The 19494-nt window shown below is 39.2% G+C and carries 19 protein-coding genes; 18 read left to right on the forward strand and 1 reads right to left on the reverse strand.

Annotation, left to right across the window (positions count from 1 at the left end):
• Nucleotides 1–33: 33 nt before the first annotated feature.
• A complete protein-coding gene (locus MKZ10_RS09450; protein WP_342504717.1) occupies nucleotides 34–252 on the forward strand; it encodes a YrdB family protein in 219 nt (72 codons plus the stop codon).
• Nucleotides 253–551: 299 nt separating this feature from the next.
• On the opposite strand, the gene MKZ10_RS09455 is transcribed toward MKZ10_RS09450, so the two are convergent.
• A complete protein-coding gene (locus MKZ10_RS09455; RefSeq protein WP_342504718.1) occupies nucleotides 552–1442 on the reverse strand; it encodes a TIGR01777 family oxidoreductase in 891 nt (296 codons plus the stop codon).
• A gap of 463 nt (nucleotides 1443–1905) precedes the next feature.
• Between MKZ10_RS09455 and MKZ10_RS09460 the strand changes: the two genes are divergently transcribed.
• The 17 genes from MKZ10_RS09460 to malX all read left to right on the forward strand — a co-directional run bounded on the left by MKZ10_RS09460 (nucleotide 1906) and on the right by malX (nucleotide 19482).
• Nucleotides 1906–3651 (forward strand): sulfate adenylyltransferase, encoded by a 1746-nt coding sequence (locus MKZ10_RS09460; RefSeq protein WP_342504719.1) that lies wholly within the window; start codon nucleotides 1906–1908, stop codon nucleotides 3649–3651.
• 514 nt (nucleotides 3652–4165) lie between these two features.
• Nucleotides 4166–5485, forward strand: a complete 1320-nt coding sequence (locus MKZ10_RS09465) for a sugar ABC transporter substrate-binding protein (RefSeq protein WP_342504720.1) — start codon at nucleotides 4166–4168, stop codon at nucleotides 5483–5485.
• Between the two features lie 115 nt (nucleotides 5486–5600).
• The gene (locus MKZ10_RS09470; RefSeq protein WP_342504721.1) at nucleotides 5601–6479 is read left to right on the forward strand and encodes a sugar ABC transporter permease; all 879 of its coding nucleotides are present in this window, start codon (nucleotides 5601–5603) and stop codon (nucleotides 6477–6479) included.
• The gene (locus MKZ10_RS09475) at nucleotides 6476–7300 is read left to right on the forward strand and encodes a carbohydrate ABC transporter permease (protein ID WP_342504722.1); all 825 of its coding nucleotides are present in this window, start codon (nucleotides 6476–6478) and stop codon (nucleotides 7298–7300) included. Before MKZ10_RS09470 ends, MKZ10_RS09475 begins: the two co-directional genes overlap by 4 nt.
• 194 nt (nucleotides 7301–7494) lie before the next feature.
• Nucleotides 7495–8124, forward strand: a complete 630-nt coding sequence (locus MKZ10_RS09480) for an esterase (protein ID WP_342504723.1) — start codon at nucleotides 7495–7497, stop codon at nucleotides 8122–8124.
• Between the two features lie 386 nt (nucleotides 8125–8510).
• Complete coding sequence (locus MKZ10_RS09485; RefSeq protein WP_342504725.1) at nucleotides 8511–9350, forward strand: phosphate ABC transporter substrate-binding protein; 840 nt, start codon at nucleotides 8511–8513, stop codon at nucleotides 9348–9350.
• A 46-nt stretch (nucleotides 9351–9396) separates the two neighbouring features.
• Nucleotides 9397–10311 carry a phosphate ABC transporter permease subunit PstC gene (pstC, locus tag MKZ10_RS09490; protein ID WP_342504726.1) on the forward strand — a complete coding sequence of 305 codons (915 nt, stop codon included), beginning with the start codon at nucleotides 9397–9399 and terminating at the stop codon, nucleotides 10309–10311.
• Between the two features lies 1 nt (nucleotide 10312).
• A complete protein-coding gene (gene pstA, locus MKZ10_RS09495) occupies nucleotides 10313–11140 on the forward strand; it encodes a phosphate ABC transporter permease PstA (protein ID WP_342504727.1) in 828 nt (275 codons plus the stop codon).
• A gap of 59 nt (nucleotides 11141–11199) precedes the next feature.
• Nucleotides 11200–11970, forward strand: a complete 771-nt coding sequence (gene pstB / locus MKZ10_RS09500) for a phosphate ABC transporter ATP-binding protein PstB (protein ID WP_342504728.1) — start codon at nucleotides 11200–11202, stop codon at nucleotides 11968–11970.
• A gap of 14 nt (nucleotides 11971–11984) precedes the next feature.
• Entirely contained in the window at nucleotides 11985–12644 is a 660-nt protein-coding gene (gene phoU / locus MKZ10_RS09505; RefSeq protein ID WP_342504729.1) for a phosphate signaling complex protein PhoU, read from the forward strand.
• A gap of 408 nt (nucleotides 12645–13052) precedes the next feature.
• Nucleotides 13053–13553 (forward strand): spore coat protein, encoded by a 501-nt coding sequence (locus MKZ10_RS09510; RefSeq protein WP_342504730.1) that lies wholly within the window; start codon nucleotides 13053–13055, stop codon nucleotides 13551–13553.
• 184 nt (nucleotides 13554–13737) lie between these two features.
• A complete protein-coding gene (locus MKZ10_RS09515) occupies nucleotides 13738–14166 on the forward strand; it encodes a spore coat protein (RefSeq protein ID WP_342504731.1) in 429 nt (142 codons plus the stop codon).
• A 234-nt stretch (nucleotides 14167–14400) separates the two neighbouring features.
• Nucleotides 14401–14619: a spore coat protein gene (locus tag MKZ10_RS09520; protein WP_342504732.1), complete on the forward strand. Its 219-nt coding sequence runs from the start codon at nucleotides 14401–14403 to the stop codon at nucleotides 14617–14619.
• Nucleotides 14620–14966: 347 nt separating this feature from the next.
• Complete coding sequence (locus tag MKZ10_RS09525) at nucleotides 14967–15581, forward strand: CoA pyrophosphatase (protein ID WP_342504733.1); 615 nt, start codon at nucleotides 14967–14969, stop codon at nucleotides 15579–15581.
• Between the two features lie 27 nt (nucleotides 15582–15608).
• The gene (gene manA / locus MKZ10_RS09530) at nucleotides 15609–16562 is read left to right on the forward strand and encodes a mannose-6-phosphate isomerase, class I (protein WP_342504734.1); all 954 of its coding nucleotides are present in this window, start codon (nucleotides 15609–15611) and stop codon (nucleotides 16560–16562) included.
• A 177-nt stretch (nucleotides 16563–16739) separates the two neighbouring features.
• On the forward strand, nucleotides 16740–17513 hold the full coding sequence (locus MKZ10_RS09535) for a MurR/RpiR family transcriptional regulator (RefSeq protein ID WP_342504735.1): 774 nt from the start codon (nucleotides 16740–16742) through the stop codon (nucleotides 17511–17513).
• 409 nt (nucleotides 17514–17922) lie between these two features.
• Entirely contained in the window at nucleotides 17923–19482 is a 1560-nt protein-coding gene (gene malX / locus MKZ10_RS09540; protein ID WP_342504736.1) for a maltose/glucose-specific PTS transporter subunit IIBC, read from the forward strand.
• Nucleotides 19483–19494 lie beyond the last annotated feature (12 nt).

Consider the following 19494-nt stretch of genomic DNA (forward strand, 5'->3'; position numbering starts at 1 on the left):
TTCAAATATACAGTATTTAGGTTGTTTTTTGTTATGGAATTATGTGTGCTCGGTGCTTTTTCTTACTGGGGTTTTCACATGAACAAAGGATGGCTCATCAATACGATACTCGGAATTGGAACACCACTAGCGGTTGCAATATTTTGGGGAACTTGCATTGCTTCGAAAGCGACTTTCCCGGTAACTATTCCTATTCGAATACTACTTCAAATAATCGTATTTGTACTTGCGATTACGGCTCTATTTGTGTAAGGAAAAGGTAAACTGGCTATTGTATTTAGTATGATTGTTGTAATAGAAATGATTTTAATGTATTCCATAGAGGGACAATGATGTGAAAGGATCAAACTATTCTCTACTGGTGTGGGCTGTTTTTTTGAATTGTAGAGGATATTGAATGAAGCATTTTCTACCTGACATGCGTATTTGGTGGTAACTGGCAGTTTAGAATTAATTTGTAGTAACAGGTTCTAATACAATTCGAAATTGTTTTAGAACCTTCACTACTCTAATTGTGTTGACACCTTGCCCGCTATTGCATCCTCCTACTCCTAGCCTTTTAATATATCTTGAAGCGCATCCTCGATTACACAAAATGTAAACTGAAACCCTTCCTTTTCCAACCTCTCCGGAACAACCCAACGACTTTTTAAAATCAATTCTGTTTCGGTTCGCATAAAGACCGCACCCATTTCAAGTATCCATTTCGGTGATGGGAGGCCTATCTTTCGATCCATCGATTTTCGCAGCTGCGACATGAATTCTCGATTTGAGATAGGCTGAGGAGCTGAGCAATTAAAAACTCCGTCCAACTGTTTATTGTCTTGAAGAAATAGTACAATCCGAAATACATCTTCTACATGAATCCAGCTGAACATTTGGTTGCCTGTTCCTTGTACACCACCGAGGCCGAAGCGAACTAGGTTACGGTAAGGCTCCATTACTCCGCCATCTTTACCAAGTACGATGGCTATTCTTAAGGCGACTGTCCTTGTCTGAGGAAGGTCGAAACTAAATAGGGATTCCTCCCAAACTTTAGCCACATCAACGGAGAAACCAGTTCCAATCTCACCACTCGCTTCTGTCATAGGACGATCTTGCGCATGTCGATAAATCGTTGCAGTACTTGAGTTAATCCATAAAGAGGGTGGATTTTTACAAGCTAACAGTGCGTGACCGAGAATGTGAGTAGTTTCTGTTCTGGAATCTATGATTTCTTTCTTATTCTTCTCGGTGTAGCGACAGTTGACGGACTTGCCTGCAAGATTGATGAGCATTTCTGCATTTTCCAGAGCCTTCACGATACTTGCCTCATCCGTCCAAGAAAGATGTTGTGGTTGCCTTGAAATGATTATTACTTCATATCCTAAGTCCGCAAACTTCTCCTCAAAATAGTGTCCTATAAAGCCCGTTCCACCAGCAATGACTATCTTCTTTTTCATATCATCCACTCGCTTCTTATGAGTTCTTACAAATAGGACGACAGTAAGCCTACTTATGATGCCGATAATTCCATTATTCTTTTGAAAGTCGGAAAAGTCTTATTTGTTTCAAGTAATGTACTAGAATTTTGGCAATGCTTACTGCGCATCGGGCTGAAATCCTAGGCAAAGGAGATTGCTTTGGCAGGCTAGAGAGGGGGTTGGATGCCAACTTCCTAGCCGTAGAAGGTATTCCTAGCTTAGAGATTACCGAGACTGAAAGATAAGGCAAGTTTTCTTTTGGGGTGAAAAAGTAATTGATCGCTAAGCGTGAACTAAAATCATCCATATAAGTGTGAATGGCTTGAATAATAGTGTAAGTGTCAGAGTATTTGATTTTTATGAATATAAGCTTATAGTAATATTGAAAGTGCTAAATGTTTTCCGTATGTAGATAAATATTTAAAAAGTGGGAGGGAATGGGATGGTAAATGTGCCAGTGAAAAACAAGTTCTTGAACTATCCACAACAGCCTCATGGGGGCAAATTGGTGGATAAAGTAGTGACGGGAAAAGAGCGAGAAGAAGAGCTTGTCAGAGCCAAGCAACTACCAACGATTATGGTAGACATGGAGGCTTCAATTACGCTTGAAATGATTGCGACAGGGGTTTTGTCTCCGAATGAGGGCTTTATGAACGAGCCAGATTATAACTCCGTTCTTGCGACAGGGCGGTTAACCAATGGCATCATATGGCCTGCGCCGCTAAGTTTTGCGCCAATCGGTAATCGGAACCAAGATATCGTGAAGTCACTTAAGCTTGGGGATGAGGTGACACTTGCGGATGAAAACAATGAGCCTGTTGCTATTTTGCAAATAGAAGATATTTTTCAATATGATAAGGAAAAGCGTGCGTCATCTCTTTTCGGTACGACTGATCGAAACCACCCAGGGGTAGATGCAATTTATAGAAGAATGGGCGATGTCTCTTTAGGTGGGCCTATTCGATTATTGCGGCGAATGGATTGGGGACCATTTGAGAAGCTTCGCCTGGAACCAAAAGATACGTGGCATACATTTTATGAGGAGAAGAAGTTTCGCACTGCGGCAGGTTTTATAACAGGAGCCAATCCATTGCATAGAGGCCATGAGTATATTCATAAGAACGCTTTAGAAGAATTAGATGGCTTGCTTCTTCAACCTTTAGTCGAGATGGCCAAACGTGAGTATACCCGTCATGAATTCCGTATGTTGTCTTATCGAAGCGTTTTGGATACGTATTATCCGCAAGGCCGCTCGATTCTCGCTCCTTTGCGGGTAACGTATATTTTTGCAGGGCCACGGGAGACTGTTTTACATGCCTTAATAATGAAAAACTATGGATGTACGCACGCGCTCATAGGGCGAGATCATGCAGGAATTGGCGATTATTATGATAAGTATGCGAGTCATAGTATATTTGACGAGTTTAAACCAGAAGAGTTAGGGATAGAGATTCGACTGTTTCATGAAGTCTTTTACTGCACACGTTGTGATAGCCCAGCTACAGGGCAGTCCTGTCCGCATGATGAACAGTATCGGATTAATATTTCTGGTACGGGTATACGGGAAATGCTTCGCCATGGGATTATGCCACCGAAGGAAATTGTGCGTCCTGAATCAGCTCGCATTGCGATACAAGGAGTTCAGCCGAAAGGACTTGATGAGTTTGGAAGATCCATTTCACCAGTCGGCAAAACGCTTAAAAGTATATTCCCTTTCTATTTAGAAAGGACAAGGCTCGGTGGAAGAAAGCGCATTACACCTTTGACAGTAGAGGAACTAACGAACCTTGATTTGGAAGCGGCGAACTTGGATGTCCGGACCAATGCGGATCGAATCTATCGAGACATTTTTGATGAGTTTAGTAGTGTTGGTGATGTCAATCGTAGTTTACAGCCAGAATGGATTGCAGATGCCCGGGAGTCAATGCGTGTTCATCAGGAGATGGTCATTCAGGATTTGGAGGAGAAAGTGACTCAAGCATCAGCTACCGCTTCCGATGAATTCTTATATCAGGATAAAGAAGATTCCCGAAGCGAACTTGATGTCGCTAAAAAGATTCTTGCGGACATTCCGAAGGTGCTCACTGATGAGCATTTCCAAGAGCGGATTTGGAACCTTCTCCCTTACCATCGTTATCGTGGCAGCGATGAACCAAATGAGCAAAAAGAGGACAATCACGAAAAGTAAGTACATCTTATTAATCATGGATTTTGGAAGATGACCTACTGAAATAGGTTGAACTTGACTAACTAAAAAGAGCAATCCCTAAGTTTTTTGACTTATGGATTGCTCTTTTTTTCATGTTTTTATTTTCGCATGCCAAGCAGGTCTAAAACCTTGATTATTACAATCGCGCGCTAGAAGATGTTTCGGCCGATAGGTTGTATCGGACAACTTTATCGATACTTTCAAGCTAAGAGACATCCCATTATGTTGGGTCATCGTCGGATTTGTTTTATGGGCTGGAGATTCTAAGCAGTGAAAGTAAAACATACTATCCAAAGAGGGATGGCGGTCAGTCGTAAACTGGAAAATAGTCTTACTCATATAATCAAGCTATAAGGGGAATTGCTTAAATGATTTCAAGACCATTATCTAGAAATAACTTGAAACGTCAAAGTAATTTATTGATTGTAGGAAGATTGAGTGAATGGAGGCTCTTAGAAAGTATCTAAATATAAAAATAGTGAGGGGGATTGTAATGAAGAAAAAATGGAATTGCTTTCAGAAGGTCGGTTTCTCGCTGGTGGCTCTGATCGGGGTAAGCGCTGCTCTGGCTGCTTGTAGTGGTGACAAAAAAGAAGATGAAGTGACTACCGGAGAAAAGTCATCTGGGAACGAGCCTCAAACAATCAGATTGGTTGCTGCTAATCACCCATGGACCGAAGCCATTATGCCAATGCTACCTGATTTTGAAAAGGAAACAGGCATTACGGTGAAAGTAGACAGTTATTTCGAAGATCAGCTATCCCAAAAGACTTCTGTTGAGTTTGCGGCAAACGCAAAGAGTATCGACGTCGTGCTGTTCCGTCCACTTCAAGATGGGAAACAGTTTGAGAAGAATGGGTACTTTGCCTCTTTGAATGACTATGTTTCTCAAGAGGGGAATTCCACGGATGATTTTGTTCCGTCCGCTCTTGGCAGTGTGAAAAACGGGGATAACCTGTACGGGCTTCCAGTTGTAACTGAATCGACGGTTTTATACTACCGTAAAGATATCTTAGAAAAGGCAGGTCTTCAACCACCAAAGACGTTGGATGAATTGAAAGAACAGGCGGAGAAATTGAGTGATCCTCAAAACGGCTTGTATGGGTTTGTCGCACGTGGGAAACGTTCTCCAGCGGTTACTCAGTTTTCAAGCTTCCTTTACAGCCATGGCGCTGATTTCATGGAGGATGGACAAGCGACTTTGAATACACCTGAAGCAATCCAAGCCTTTGAATATTACGGTGGGTTGTTAAAAGATTATGGTCCTCCTGGAACGTTGAATATGAGCTGGCCGGAAGCGATGGCTGTCTTCACGCAAGGAAAAGCAGTTTTCTATACAGATGCATCTGCCCTTTATACAAATGCAACGGATCCCTCGAAGTCAGGGGTAGCTGAGGAAGTTGGTTTTGCACCGTTCCCAGCCGGCCCTGGTGGAAATAAAGTGGCAGCCCCTCCAGCTTGGGCTATCGCCATTGGTGCCAACTCTGAAAAGAAAGATGCTGCATGGCAGTTCGTGAAATGGGTTACGAGTAAAGATATCGTGTTGGATCTTCAGGCCGACGGAATCACAGGGGCTCTCACATCGGTTTGGGAAATGCCAGAAGGTGTTGCTCATTTTCCGGAAGACTTAACAGAAGCGATTGTGGAAAACAACAAACACGGCGTGCCATATGACCGTCCAGCCATCATTAACGTAGGTGAGGCACGTGATGCGATTGGTGATGTCATCAATGCTGCGATTGAAGGTAAAGATGTAAAAGCCGCTGCAGATAAGTCCAATGCGGCGTTCCAAGCCATTCTAGATAAAGAATAACAGCAATATGGATGATGATTTTCGATTGCTAAAGGATGTTTCCTTTGCTGACAATTGGAAGTCATCCTCCTCTTTTTATCTACCAAATAAACTTTCGAAGAAAGGGGGAAGTTGAATGTTGTACTGGATTGACAAGAATGTGAAATGGATTTACCCTCTGCCGGCGGTTTTATTTGTTGGCTTGATGATGATTTTTCCGATAGGCTATACGTTTTGGCTAAGTTTCCATGAATGGAGCATGTCGAATATTACGCCTCCTTTATGGGTCGCCCTCGATAACTATATGTCTCTCTTTAAAGACGAGCTGTTTCGTGAGTCGCTTTGGATTACGTTTTATTTTACCGTTGTTGCTGTCGGGGTGCAGACGGTGCTCGGGATTCTCCTTGCTCTATTGATGAACAAACATATTATTGGTAAGGGCCTTGTCAAGACACTTTTTCTTCTTCCTATGATTGCGACACCAGTGGCTGTTGGCTTAGTTTGGGTCTTGATTTACGAACCTAATGTTGGCGTTGCGAATATCTTTTTGCAGGCACTCGGTTTGCCGGTACAGGAATGGCTTGCATCCCCCGACCTTGTAATCCCGTCCTTAATCCTGATTGATGTATGGGAATGGACGCCGATGATTGCCCTTATCGTCCTTGCAGGTCTAGTTTCCTTGCCTAAAGATCCTTATGAAGCGGCCATTGTGGATGGGGCTAGCGGTTTTCAGGTTTTTTGGAATATCACTCTGCCGTTATTGAAGCCGGCTATTTACTCAGCTGTACTACTTCGTTTAATTGATGCGTTGAAAACATTTGATATTATCTATGCGACGACGCAAGGGGGACCGGGAACCTCATCCCAAACGCTGAATATTTACGGGTATGTGTTAGGGTTTCAATATTTCCAAATCGGGAAGGCATCCGCTTTATTGATGGTGTTTTTTGCGATTGTTCTCTCTCTTAGTATTCTGGTAATCTCCTTACGTAAAAAGGCAGGTGCTGCATTATGAATAAACGGAAGAAAAACACGATGAAATTGATTTCTACGAATATAGCAATTTACGTCATTCTAATTCTCTTCATCTTGCCGTTTCTTTGGATGATTTTGGCTTCATTTAAAACCCAGCAACAGATTTTGGATACATCCAATCTCTTCGGTTTTACGCCAAACTTTGATAACTATATAAGCGTATTTACTAAATATGAGTTTATGGATTTCATCGTTAACTCGTTTCTTATAGCAGTGGCATCCACCTTTTTAGGTCTTTTACTTGGATTACCGGCCGCTTATGCCATTGCAAAATATAAACAAAACGGACTGGGTTTGTTGATTTTAATTGCTCGAATTGTTCCAGGAATTTCGTTCTTGATTCCTTGGTTTATCATTTTTTCAAGGCTAGAACTCATCGATACATATACAGCTTTGACGCTTAGTCATACGCTCGTAACGATGCCATTCATCATTTGGGTAATGATTCCTTTTTTCGAAAGTATGCCGGGGGAATTGGAAGAATCAGCGAGAATCGACGGTTGTACGACTACGGGTGCCTTTCTTCGAGTAATTTTACCCATTTCTGGTCCTGGAATAATCACATCCTCTATTCTAGCCTTTATTTTTTCGTGGAACAATTTTATGTTTTCGCTTATTCTTGCGGGAGAAAAGACCAAAACCCTGCCAATCGCGGTATTTAATTTCCTTTCCTATTCCGACATTAACTGGGGAGGTTTAATGGCTGCATCTGTGATCATCACATTGCCTGTGCTCGTCATAGCATTAATCATGCAGCGCTTCATTATCGCAGGTTTGACCGGTGGGGCAGTCAAAGGGTAACTTATGTAGCTGACACTTCGCTTTCAATACTAAAACATTTGCTAATTCAATTTTGAATATCTTGTTCATAGTAATACTTGAAGAAAGTATCTATACATTTCAATCCTCCTATCTAATTGGAGTGTTAGTAGAGCCAGATATCTTAATTTCATGATAAAATAGACATACTTTAATTTAGAAAGGAAGTGTTCTTGGTGAAATCACCATTTACATTTACGCATACAACACCAACAGCGGAGTCGGGAAAGCAACCTGCTATTTTTTTATTACATGGCATGGGGAGTAACGAAGAGGATTTGCCACAGCTTGTCCAAGATTTTAAAGATAGCCACCATATATTTAGTTTGCGTGGTCCTATTGTATCGAAACCGGGTTATTCCTATTTTACAATTGAAGAGATAGGAAAGCCGATTCGCTCGGTATTTGATGAAGTGCTAACGTATATTCAATCTTTTATTCACGAGGCGATTGCGGAATTTGGGCTAGATGAGGAGCAAATCTACATACTTGGATTTAGTCAGGGTGCGATCCTTGCTCAGTCTTTAGCGGTAACAATGGGCGACGTAATACGTGGCGTTGTAGCATTGAGTGGCTATGTGCCAGATTTTGTGAAGACGGATTATGAAATTCGTGCAGTCGATCATTTGAACATCTTTATTTCACATGGAGAGTATGATTACATCATTCCGCCACATTGGGGGAGGGAGAGTAAGGAGTACTTTGAATCGCTAGATGCCAATGTGACCTTTAAGTCATACAATGACGGTCATGGTGTCACGCCTGAGAATCATCAGGATCTAGTGGCGTTTTTGCGCCAATTTTGAATAATGCACAAATTAAATTAGGCTACCATGACACCCTGTTTTATAGGTGTTAGGTAGCCTAATTTTATTTCAAGGATAAATAGTAGGTATTAAAGTTTCAATTTCAACTCACCCTAAGCTATCTTGTTAAACACTGAAAATTTACAAATATTAATATAAACCAGCTTGCTTTTAACGAAATTTACAAAACCTTTACAAGAAACCAGTCGATAATTTACATAAGGAATTTATTCTAGTAGTAGACAAAATGCGACATAGAAAAGACTTTATTCTTACTGAACTAATGATTCTAGATAACCCACAGCAAAGGCATCCCCAAGCGCCGAGCGTTGTCGGAATGATTCTTTATGCTAATATACATAACCTATTTATCTTGGAGGTACCAAATGATCAGTTTGAAAAAAGTGAAAATGGGATTTCTAATGCTGTCTCTACTTACTGTACTCTCAGCATGTACAAGCGATGATAATACCGCACAATCGTCAAAAGGTAGCAACACAACAGTGGCTATTTCAGGATCAACATCCGTAGGACCGCTTGCTGAAAAATTAGCTCACAAATATTCAGAGCAAGATAATACAAATATTGAAGTCAATCAAATTGGTTCATCTGCGGGTATTACCAACGCAATCAGTGGAGTGTCTGAAATCGGCATGTCTTCACGTGATTTAAAGGAAGAAGAAGTAGCTAGTGGATTGAATGAGGTAGTTATTGCTTACGACGGAATTGTAGTCGTGACTCATCCAACTAACAAAGTAAAAGATCTTACGATGGAGCAAGTAAAGAAGATTTTTACTGGTGAAGTGACGAACTGGAAAGAACTTGGTGGAGATGATTTAGAAATTGTTGTTGTCTCTCGTGAGGATGGTTCAGGTTCGCGTGATGCTTTCCAAGAAATTGTAGATTACAGCTCTGGTGAATTAATCAGAAATGCAATTATCGCAAGTGGTAACGGCAATATTAAAACAACAGTTGGGAACAATAAACATGCAGTGGGCTTTATTTCATTTGAATATATCGATGAATCCATTTCTACAATCGATATTAATGGAGTGGCAGCAAATGCAGAAAATGTACTAAAAGAACAATACAGTTTGTCTAGACCCTTCTTATTTGTCTATAAAGAAGGTCAATTAACAGATGCTGGTCAACGATTTATAGATTTTATCTTAAGTGAAGATGGACAACTCATTGCAGCAGAAGCAGGAGCCATTCCTATAAAATAAAGAATGACAAAACATAATTTTGAGCGTGATTTTGGAGGAATAAAGTGTGTCTATCCTAACAACTAATAAGCAGGCCGTAGAAATTGGTAAAGTGAATAAAAGGAAGTATATGTTGGAGAAAGTGTCTTCAAAAATTTTCATGATTTGTGCACTTCTTTCAGTCATAACTTTATTGTTAATTATTGGATTTGTCTTTTACAAAGGAGCTCATCCTTTTGTAGCAGAGGGCTATAGCTTTATAGACTTTATTTTCGGTACTGATTGGGTACCAAGTGAAGATAAATTCGGTATTTTTCCAATGATTGTTGCATCCATTTATGCAACAATTGGAGCCTTAATTATCGGGGTTCCTATAGGTTTATTTACAGCTATTTTCTTAGCAGAAATTGCATCTAAAAGGGTAGCTAAAATAATTTCGCCAGCCATTCAATTGCTAGCGGGTATCCCATCTGTCTTATATGGTGTATTTGGCCTTGCCATCATTGTTCCATTTTTACAAGATACGTTTGGTTTAGTGAAAGGACAGAGCTTAATAGCTGTTATTCTTGTACTAGCCATCATGATGTTACCAACAATTGTGACTGTAGCAGAGACGGCGATTCGTGCTGTTCCTCAAACATATCGCGAGGGATCACTAGCACTTGGTGTATCCCAGATCGGTACCATCTTCAAAGTCATTGTACCTGCAGCTAAATCGGGAATTATGACGGCAATCGTATTAGGTTTAGGTAGAGCAATCGGAGAAACGATGGCAGTTATCTTAGTAGCAGGTAATAGTTTAATCGTGCCTACAAGCCTAACAGACAGTGTTCGTCCACTGACGACAAATGTTGCATTGGAAATGGGCTATGCCTTCGGTACCCATCAAGAAATGTTATTTGCGACGGGAATTGTTTTATTCTCATTTATATTAATTTTGAATTTTGTATTAGCAAAAATAAGTGCGAAGGGTGGCAATTAAGATGAGACAATTTAAAGATAACTTGTTACGTGGATTCTTATGGTTATCAGCTTTCTTATCGGTTGCTGTCCTCGTCATGATTGTAGGATTTATCTTTTATAAAGGATTTGGTTTAATAAGTTTCGACTTCATTTTTGGCGATTATTCACCAACTCGAGGCGGTGGGATTTGGCCAATGATTGTAACAACTGTCTACACAATTGTTATTTCATTAGTCATCGCCACACCAATTGGAATTTTAGCGGCCGTTTACTTGCAAGAATATGCTAAGCAAGGACGATTAGTAAAAATTATACGTTTTGCAACAGAAAGTTTAACAGGAATTCCTTCGATTATTTATGGTCTTTTTGGTGCAGTATTCTTTGTAACAACGTTAAAGTTAGGGATGTCTATTATTGCTGCATCATTAACCTTAGCGATTATTGTTTTACCTGTCATCATTCGGACAACAGAAGAAGCATTAAAAACAGTGCCGACTTCGTATCGGGAAGGTTCGTTAGCACTTGGCAACACGAAGCTACAAACCTTATACAAGGTGATTTTACCTACTGCAATGCCGGGAGTTCTATCTGGTATCATCCTCTCTATTGGACGAATTGTTGGAGAATCAGCTGCCATCTTCTTAACTGCTGGAACTGTTGCTGCCATGCCGGAGGGCATCTTTTCATCAGCTCGAACGTTAACAGTACATTCCTATCTAGTTACGCAAGAATCGGGAGACATTGAATTAGCTGCGGCAGTTGGCATTGTCCTAATCGTTATTATTTTAGCCATTAACCTCTCAGCAACGTATATTTCGAAAAAATTAAATAAAGCGACCAACAAATAAGAAGGTCGTCACATACATCAACGATCAAATAAAACCAAGTAGGGAAGGTATTATCGCATATGGAGAAACTTAAAGAAAGTACATCGAAAATTAATGTGAAAGATTTAAATTTATTCTATGGTGAGAAACAAGCGCTGTTTGGTGTAGATCTTGCTATTCATGAAAAACAGGTTACTGCTTTAATCGGTCCATCAGGTTGTGGTAAATCAACTTTTTTACGAACATTAAATCGCATGAATGATCTAATTGATGGTGTGAAAATTACAGGTGAAGTAGTCATTGATGATGAAAGAATTTATCATTCAAATGATGTCATCAAATTACGTACAAAAGTGGGAATGGTTTTTCAAAAACCGAATTTATTCCCGATGAGTATTTATGATAATGTTGCTTATGGTCCAAGAGGACAAGGCATAAAAAATAAAAAAGAATTAAATAAAATTGTGGAAGAGAGTTTGCGTGGAGCAGCGATTTGGGACGAGGTAAAAGACCGTCTTAAAACATCAGCACTAGGTTTGTCTGGCGGTCAGCAGCAACGTGTTTGTATTGCACGTGCAATTGCGATGAAACCAGATGTTATATTAATGGACGAACCTACTTCTGCACTAGACCCAATCTCTACGTTAAAAGTAGAAGAACTCATCTCAACCTTGAAAAAAGAGTTCACAATTGTTATTGTTACTCATAACATGCAACAAGCTGCACGAATCTCTGATAAAACAGCGTTTTTCTTAAATGGTGAAATTGTTGAATACGATGATACTGATAACATTTTCTCCACACCAAAAGATCAAAGAACTGAAGATTATGTAACGGGTCGATTCGGATAATAGGGGGGTAACTAATGGCTATGCGTGAAAACTTCGAGAAAAACTTAGAGGAATTAAAAAGTAAAATCACCGAAATGGGTGAACTATCCATTACTGCCCTAGAGAAATCCTTTAAAGCTTTGAAAACGCAAGATATTGAGAGAGCTTTAAAAGTTATTGAGGGCGATACAACAGTTGATAATCTGGAAACGGAAATTAACCAGTTTGCTATCTGGATAATGGCGAAAGAAGCACCTATATCAAGGGATTTACGCCAGATTATTGGTGTACTTAAAATTTCGTCTGAAATTGAACGAGTTGCGGATTTCGCCGTGAATATTGCCAAAGCAACGATTAAAATTGGTCATACAAAATCTTTATTGGACATTACGCATCTAGAGAAGATGAAAGAATTATCCATTGAAATGCTCCGAAAAGCACTCCAATCTTTTTTAGAGGAAAATATCGCACTTGCTAAAGAAGTTGGCAACTTAGAGGATGAAGTGGACCAATATAGTGATGAAACCTATAAAGAATTGACTACTTATCTAAGTGAACATCCAGAAGACACAAATCAGCTTGTGCAATTATTATTTGTCAATCGTTTTCTTGAGAGAACGGCAGACCATATGACAAATATCGCTGAAAGTGCGGCCTATCTGATTAAAGGTCAAATATATGATTTTAATTCATAAAAATTAGTGAACGGTACCCGTATCCAAAACAATTTCGAATTGTTTTGGATACGGGTACCGTTTTTTTATCGATAAGAGGTACTCACATAATTTGGATTTGTATGAGTACTCTAAATGGGTTTCTTTACACTCTCTTTATCCTTTTCCGGTCAAACTATTTTTACTTACCTCTTATTCTATACCTATCGGCAATGAAAGGATGATTGCATATGCTGGGAGTGATTCTTAAAACGACGAATGTATCAAAGATGTATGGGTAACTCAAGGTCCCTGATAAAGAAGCAAGTGAATAATTGGACAGCCTATAGTCAAATAAACTATTTCAATAATAAATTTGTTCATATGTTAGAGAAGCAAGGTTGTAAAGCATATTTCAATCTGGCTAATAAATGGGGAGGAGGTTATGAAATGAGTAGCTGGAAATGTAGACGATGTAGTTATGAAAATATGGGTCCAGTAAAAAACTGCAATCGATGTAACAACTATCATTCTGAGGAGAGGACGCTGGAAGATAATCCTTACAATGACTTTAATGATGCGATGGTTTTTGAGGACATCGATCAACTTGCATCCGTATATCAAAATTCCGATGAAGTCATATGGATTAAGGATTCTTGCAACATTAGCGTTCAAACAACAGATACGCAAGCATCGGTATCTCTTCAAGTTGGCTTACAACTTGCGATTGCTTTAGTTGTAAGTATCGCAATTGGTGACTCTGATCGGGGACAGGCTGTTGCACAAGACATCTTTCAGCAATTTAATGACGAACAAACGAATAAACAAAGGATCTATATTGATAACTCGAATGACGTTAATGTTGTGACTATTGATACAGACTTGGCTGTGAATATTCAGGCATTGTTACAAGTGCTGGTTTCGTTAGTAGTTAGGTTAGATGTACTTTAATTTGATTCAGTAAACGTTTTTGTACCAAAAGTGAGTCGTCAGTTGCAGAAGTCCCCAAATTCCATGAGTAGCGGGATGAATGCTGGACAAGCATTCAATTCATTGTGGTTCAAACCCCAACTGCATGTCCTGCTTCTTTAGGCGCGAGGTGTAATAGATTTAACAACGAAAAGAGGTGGAAAAAATGAGTGGAAACAAATGGAGGGCATTAGATCATTGCAATAACAATAGAAGAAACAGCGCGGATGTTCAACAAAATGGAGAACAATCAGTATCTAATAAGCAGCAATCTTATGAATGGATCGTCGTAAAGGATTCCGAACATATTGATATACACACAACAGATACACAAGCAGCATTGTCATTACAACTAGGAATTCAAGCCGCTATTGCAGCAGTCATTAGCATTACTATCGGAGATACAGTTCAAGGCAAAGCGGTCGCACAAGATATGAAGCAATTTATAAAAACAAAACAACGAAACGTTCAAAAAACGATTGTTGAGGGATCAAGAAATATAACAGTTACAACAACCGATACTGACTTGGCAGTAAACATCCAAGCATTACTTCAAATCCTTGTTACTTTAGTAGCGAAGTTAGATGTTCTATAATTTACTGCTATATCAAATAGAACTACGGTGTATTAACTTCAAAAGAATATTTACTGAAAAATTTATGGTGAATTTTCACCAACGCAACAAATAAATTTCTTTGTTGCGTTGAATATTATTTATAATGTAATTCCGATATAAAAGTGGGTGGGAATACGAAAATATTCCACGTCTCCTTTTAATTGATAGTTGCATATAAATAATACGAGAGATATCACAAGAAGGAGCGGTAGCTTGAGCGATTTACCTAAAAAGACGAATGCAATTTCCGACAAGGTTATTGATTTAATAGTAAGTAATACTCTAAGTAAAAACGGGGTAGATTTAGATGATGTAAAAGGGAAAATATCAGCTGAGGAAAAACAGTTACTTAAAGAGCTGGTAGAAGAACTGACTTTACAAGTCGATCAATTTGTTGATCAATCCACATCTCCGAAAAAGGATTCCAAATAAAAATCTATATCACTTAAAATGCCACTAACACTGGCATTTTTAATTTGTGAATGTCTTTTACACTAAGACTTACAGAAAATGCCCCTAGTTTCATACTTCCACCTCCCAACAAATTAAAAACTTTACTTGTAATGTAGTATAAATGGGCATCCCGAAATACACAACATCCACGACAAGTTATGCAACCTCACGTTTGCGAATAATTGGAACTCATAAAGTGATTCTAGATTTCCATCCAAAAATACGTGCTCATCCAAAAGCTGATGGAAATAGTAATAATACTTTCTTCCCCTATCCATTAAGTGATAGGATAATAGGAGTACAACTGTTAAAGTGAGGGGATTTCTGTGTTCCTAGATAAATTGAAGCAGTTAAAAGAAAATGAGTTTCATTTTATAGGGGAGGAAACAGCTTTTCGTTCGGCTGTGCTAATCCCAATTGTGCAGGTAGATGGAGAATGGCATATCCTTTTCGAAATTCGTTCATTCACGATGCGTAGACAGCCAGGGGATATTAGTTTTCCAGGAGGTCGAATCGACATCACAGACCCAACGCCATTGGCAGCGGCATTACGGGAAACGCATGAAGAATTGGGTGTTGATCCTAAAACGGTTACAGTCATTAGACAATTAAGTCCCTACATTGCTTCGCCTGCCTTTGTAGTTTACCCATTTGTAGCGATTATCGAATATAGTGAAATTATTCATTCTTACAATACTGAAGAAGTGGAAGAGGTATTTACAGTTCCGATTAAATGGCTTTTGAATTATGAGCCGTATATGCATGTCGTTTCCGTTCAAGCAACGCCTGCATCCAACTTTCCCTTTGATAAAATCATGAATGGTACCCAGTATCAGTGGAGAAGTATTGGAATGGAGGAATGGTTTTTTGACTATAAGCAATATACTATCTGGGGGTTAACCGCCAGGATTTTAAAGCATTTTATTGATATTATCAAATAAATATTATTTTTTATGGAGGAATTCAAGATGTATCAAGAACCCATTTTTTTGAAACCAGTATTTCAAGAACGTATTTGGGGTGGGAGTAAACTGCAGACATTGTTTGGATATGCGATTCCAAATGACTTAACGGGTGAGGCGTGGGTGATTTCAGCTCATAAAAACGGTCCATCTACGATCCTCAATGGTCCATTACAGGGGGAAAACTTAGCACAGGCGTGGCAAGAACACCCATCATTATTTGGTAAAGAAACGTCCGATGGTGACTTTCCGTTATTGGTGAAAATATTGGATGCCAATGATAATTTGTCAGTACAAGTCCATCCGAATGATGAGTATGCTAGAAAAGTAGAAAATGAACCATATGGTAAGACGGAGTGTTGGTATGTGTTGGATTGTGAGCCGGATAGCGAAATTATTTTTGGTCATCGTGCCAACACGAAAGAAGAGTTTAAGCGTCGGGTAGATGCTGGCGAATGGGATGATTTACTCATTAACGTTCCCGTGAAAAAAGGTGATTTCTTTTATGTTCCAAGTGGGACGATCCATGCGATTGGTAAGGGGATTGTCATTCTAGAAATCCAACAAAGCTCAGATATTACGTATCGTGTCTATGATTATGACCGCAAGGATGATGCAGGACAAACACGTGAACTCCATATTCAGTCTGCAATTGACGTAACGAATTATCCTCACTCTACAACTACAACGCAGAAAGTAGAGGAGACAATTGATGATTTAGTGACTGTGCAATTAGTAAAGGAACAGTATTTCACAGTCTACCATTGGAAGTTGGCTGGCAAGGTCGCGATGCCTTTACAAACGGATTATCTGCTAGTTAGTATTGTGAATGGTACGGGGGAAATCACTGTTAATGGTCATTCATTCCCGCTTGAAAAAGGGGATAACTTTATGTTGCCATCAAAGATTACGAATTATGAAATTGAAGGAAGTTTAGAAATGATAGTATCACACGAATGAGTTGGCGAAGCTAAAATTTAAAAGGGTTAAGATTTATGACCATATATTTTTAGCGAGATTTTTAGGGTGTCCACTTCGCCTTCTAAACGGATGATGAGAGAATAACTTTAAAGTAAGCCACAGATAAAAAAGGCTTGGGCTAAATAAATGAAATTCAACTGATAAGTGGTGATAGACTTGCAAATTTTTTTAAAACGGTTAACCCAACATCGTGAGCGCTTGAGTCGTTTGGAAATCGAAGTGTTAGATTACATTTTGCACTATCCGGAAATAGTTGTAGATTTGAATGTGGATCAGCTAGCAAAAAAGCTCTTTGTTTCTACGGCCACTATTAGTAGGACATGTCAGCAGCTAGGTTTTCGTGGTTTTCAAGATATGAAATATTCTTTAAGTAAAGAAGTTGGTCAAGAAAAAGAGCTGAGTGGTTCATCGAATGCTGGTGTTTTAGTTGACCATATCAGTAGAATCCAAAATGAAATGACAAGTACTTTGCAGTTGGTTAATGAGGAACTAATAACTGAAGTTGCAAAATGTATTCATGAAAGCACCCATGTGGAGTTCATTGGAATGGGGAATTCTCTTCCAGTTTGCATTGATGCGGCAAGGAAGCTCATGTTTTCGGGGAAAATAACGAGTGCTCGAGAAGATTGGGATGAGCTACGGAGTGTTGCCAATAGTTTAACGACAGGAGATTTGGCGATTTTGGTTTCCTATAGTGGAGAAACCATCAATATGCTAGAGTACGCTTCTTTATTGAAGGACAGAAATGTGAAGATGATTGCGATTACTGGTCAACAAAAAAATAGATTACAACAACTAGCAGATATCTCCCTTCAAGCACACGTAACGAACTGTTATTATGGAGAATTAGATATGAGCTCACGATTTCCGTTAAGCATGCTTTTAGATTTTATCATTCTAACGTATCTTGATCAGTTTAAAAATAAGTAAAGCCGTAGAATTACTTCTACGGTTTTTTTCTTGTTTAATTGTGCGTCTGTTCACTAGTTATTTCCTTGTGTAAATCGCAAGTAAGCAAAGGCTTGAAAACCACCTTCATAACAATCACCAAAAAGAATGAATAGGGATGCGACTTCGCCGCGTCCCTATTCATAAATACAGTACAGTACTGTATAGAAGTCGTTCAATCCAAAATGATCCAAGACGGTTGAATATAGAGTGCTTTGCGTTTGAGTAAGTTATGTTTAGTTAATCAACAGGCGTGGTTTAATTGGGTAGAAAAGAGAGTGTGTGTACAAAAAATGTATGTACGTACAAAGACTTGGAAGCGCTTGCTTACTAAAATGTAGTCAAAGTATACTGATAATTGAATACAACTTCTATTCGAAAAGGAGAATGAATGATGAAAAATAGATCTATGAAATCTCGATTATGGGAATTCTTCCAAGGTCTTGGGAAAACATTTATGCTACCGGTTGCTTTGTTAGCATTTATGGGGCTTGTTTTGGGGATAGGTAGCTCGTTTACTAGTCCTTCTACGATTGATGCTTTTCCATTTTTGGGACATCCTATTTTACAAGTGTTATTTAGCTTTATGAGCACTATTGGGGGCTTTGCATTTACTTACCTACCAGTTTTGTTTGCAATGGCAATTCCAATGGGGCTTGTTCGCTATGAAAAAGGTGTTGCTGCTTTTTCAGGGTTTATCGGCTATGTGATCATGAACTTATCAATTAATTTTTATTTATCAGAAACTGGAAAGTTAGTGGATGCTGATCAATTACGTCAGGCAGGTCAAGGAATGGTAATGGGGATTCAGACAATAGAGATGGGTGTACTAGGTGGTATTATCGTCGGTATAATCGTTTACCTATTACATAATCGTTTCTATGCAATTAAGTTACCAGATGCTTTTGCATTTTTTGGCGGAGCGCGTTTCGTACCGATTATCACAGCACTTACTGTGTCGATTGTGGGTATTCTTATTCCGATGATTTGGCCAGTTTTTGCGCTAGGTATTACGGGCATTGGAACAATTATTCAAAAGGCGGGTATGTTTGGTCCGTTTTTATTCGGCGCTGGTGAACGCTTTTTGCTACCATTTGGGCTACACCATATCTTAGTGGCGATGATTCGTTTTACTGAGGCTGGTGGTACAGAAGTAGTCAATGGTCAAACTATCTCTGGTGCTTTAAATATCTTTTACGCACAGTTGCAAAGTGGAGTAGGAATCAGTCCTTCGGCAACGGCATTTTTATCACAAGGAAAAATGCCAACCTTTATGTTTGGATTACCAGCTGTAGCCCTTGCGATTTACCATACAGCTCGCCCAGAAAATCGTAAGAAAATTAAGGGCTTATTAATCTCCGGTGTGATTGCTACTTTTGTAACGGGCATCACTGAACCAATTGAGTTCTTATTTTTATTTGTTGCACCTGCATTATTTGTGATTCATGCATTTTTGACAGGTTTAGGTTTTATGGTTATGAGCGTGTTAGGGGTTACCATTGGAAATACGGATGGTGGCATACTCGACTTCATGATTTTCGGTGTGATGCAAGGGGTGAATACGAGATGGTATCTTGTACTCGTAGTAGGTGCGATTTGGTTTGCAATCTATTATATTGTTTTCCGCTATGCAATCGCGAAATTTAATATAAAAACACCGGGGCGTGAAGCGGCGAATCCTGAGGAAGAAGCAGGCTCAACTGCGAATGATGGATCGAGTTATGCTGAACAGGTTTTACGAGCATTAGGCGGCAAAGAAAATATTCAATCACTGGATAATTGTGTGACTCGCTTGCGTCTTGTTGTGGAAGATATGGACAAGGTCGATGAGAAGGTATTGAAAGAACAATGCCGAGTCCTTGGAGTTGTAAAACTAGATGAACAGAATGTGCAAGTTGTGATTGGCCCGCAAGTAGGGATATTAAAATCACAAATTGAGAAGATTATCTAAAAGTAGGTGATA

This window comes from Sporosarcina sp. FSL K6-2383, assembly GCF_038618305.1.
Lineage (GTDB): Bacteria > Bacillota > Bacilli > Bacillales_A > Planococcaceae > Sporosarcina.